This window comes from Endozoicomonas sp. ONNA2, from assembly GCF_024606365.1.
Taxonomy (GTDB): domain Bacteria; phylum Pseudomonadota; class Gammaproteobacteria; order Pseudomonadales; family Endozoicomonadaceae; genus Endozoicomonas.
Map to the genome: position 1 here is coordinate 1 of NZ_JAHHPO010000038.1, position 2256 is coordinate 2256.

Genomic DNA, 2256 nt, shown 5'->3' on the forward strand with positions numbered 1-2256 from the left:
AATATGAGGTTAACAACGTAATTAAACAATCAGAATTGAGTGATAAAAATGAAAAAAAAACTGTTCAGGCAATGGATTATGGTCAGCCTGCTGTGCATCTTGAGCAGCCTGGCGTTTTCAGATGTTGAGTACTCAGGTATCACCTTCAGCAACATAGACATCCACGGACAAGGCACTGATGCCATCGTCAAGCCTGGCGAGACCATCGGTATTCGTCTCCATTACGAATTGACCTCGCCGCAGAAACAAGGACTCATCGTTCAGATTTACTTCGGACTTGATGACACTGATTTCGAAACATCCATTGCCAGTGGCGTGGCTATTGGGGGCCAATATCTAGACTTACTGCCACTTTTGTTCAGTAAAACGCACCTCGATATCACCGGGCAAGATGTAGACTTTTACCTCATTGCCCCCAGTGAACCGGGAATTTACCAGGCTCGCTTCCGAGTTTCCCAAGCTTACCTGCCCGTCGAAGACGATGTTGAGTCGGATGTTGAAAGCGATCTCAGTCTTGGTGATGATGCAACTATTTGCACTACTGCTGTGGGTGTTTGCACTATTACTGTACGTTAAAAAATAAGATTCATCAGTTAGTCAGGGTTTCCGAACAATTCATCACATAAACAGCCCGGAATTTCGTGCACGACCACATGGACGAGGGAGTCAGGGCGACGCAGGATGCCAAAGCCGGGGACTTTTCGCTCTATGGGATTTTTGTGAGGGAGTGCCGTACCGTGGAGTACGCTCGACTGAGCAAAACTCCCATAGACGCGGCAAAGGTCAAGTGAGAGCGGGAGCACGTTTATGAAATATCCGGGCTGACTCACAAAACGATATTACTATCCCCTGATTTTCATCTTTTAAGATTCAGGGGCAGGAACCAGGAGGCTGCCCGTTGGCCATTGTCATTGGGTCAAGCTTGTTCAGATCCCAAAACTTTACGGTCTTGTCATCAGCACAGGAAACCAGCTGCCCATCGGCGAATGACGTGACACATCTCACTGTGCAGTTATGCCCATTCAGTATCGCCACGCACTGCTGCCCTTCGGGCTTGCTCAGATCCCAAACCCTTACGGTCTTGTCGCCAGAGCAGGAAGCCAACCGCCCATCGGACAATACCGTTACTGAGTATACATATTTGTTATGCCCATTCAGCGTTGCCACACATGACTCCCCGTCGAGTTTGCTCAGATCCCATACCTTGACGGTCTTATCAATCGCGCAGGAAACCAGCTGACCATTGGCCAATGCCGTGACAGAAGTCACCCAACTGCCATGCCCACTGAGTATCGCCACGCATTGCCACCCTTCGGGCTTGCCAAGATCCCACACCCTGATAACCTGATCTTCAGAACCGGAAGCCAGCCGCCCGTTGGGCAATGCCGTGACAGATCTCACCCAGCCGGTATGCCCACGCAGGATCGCTACGCACTGGTGTCCATTGGGCTTGTTCAGATCCCACACCCTTACGGTATGGTCAGCAGAGCCGGAAGCCAGCCGCCCATCGGGCAATACTGTGACAGAGTTCACCCAGTGGGTATGCCCTTCCAGAGTCGCCACATTTTGCTTCCCTTCAGGCTGGTCTGGATCCCACACCTTTACAGTACAGTCAGCCGAGGCCGAAGCCAGCAACCCATCAGCCAATGTCGTGACAGATCTCACCCAGTGGGTATGTCCCTTCAGAGTCGCCAGACATTGCTTTCCGTCGGGTTTGCGTGGATCCCACAGTTTTACGGTCTTGTCACAAGCGCAGGAAGCCAGCAGACCATGGGGAAATGGTGTGACTGAGTAAACCATGGCGGTATGCCCACGCAGCGTTTCCACGCGGACCTGGCAGCCATTATCTCTGACCAACCGCAGGAGTTTATTGCTCAGGTGTCGAGAATAAGCAAGCCGTAATAAGGGGTCTTCAACAATATGGTATGGAACAGCCGGTATAGTTCTGCTTTCAACCATTCTTCTATACGCATCAGGGGCGTAGCCATAATATCGAACGGATAGTTTTTTCAGTCGCTCTTTGGTGTCAAAAACCGTTATTAATCGCTTACTTGTTAACGCCAGGCAATTTAATTCAACGAAAGTCAGATAGTCAGCCAAGTAAACCAGAAGTTCATTTGGCAATGTTAATAAAGGCGACACCTGTTCAGGGGGTATAACCGACGCATGACCTGTAGTTTTTGCTACTGGCTGGTTGTAACAAGGGCCAGGTATCCTGTATTGCACGGTAGCAACGATAGCTGTATTTGCGTTATC

At 50.1% G+C, this 2256-nt stretch carries 2 protein-coding genes; one reads left to right on the forward strand and one right to left on the reverse strand.

Going from position 1 to position 2256, the window contains the following annotated elements; genetic code table 11:
* The first annotated feature begins 48 nt into the window (after positions 1–48).
* Positions 49–576 (forward strand): hypothetical protein, encoded by a 528-nt coding sequence (locus tag KDK14_RS00465; RefSeq protein ID WP_257263048.1) that lies wholly within the window; start codon positions 49–51, stop codon positions 574–576.
* A 294-nt stretch (positions 577–870) separates the two neighbouring features.
* Here the strand turns inward: KDK14_RS00465 and KDK14_RS00470 are convergent.
* On the reverse strand, positions 871–2256 hold a 1386-nt coding region (locus tag KDK14_RS00470; RefSeq protein WP_257263049.1), incomplete at its 5' end, for a WD40 repeat domain-containing protein.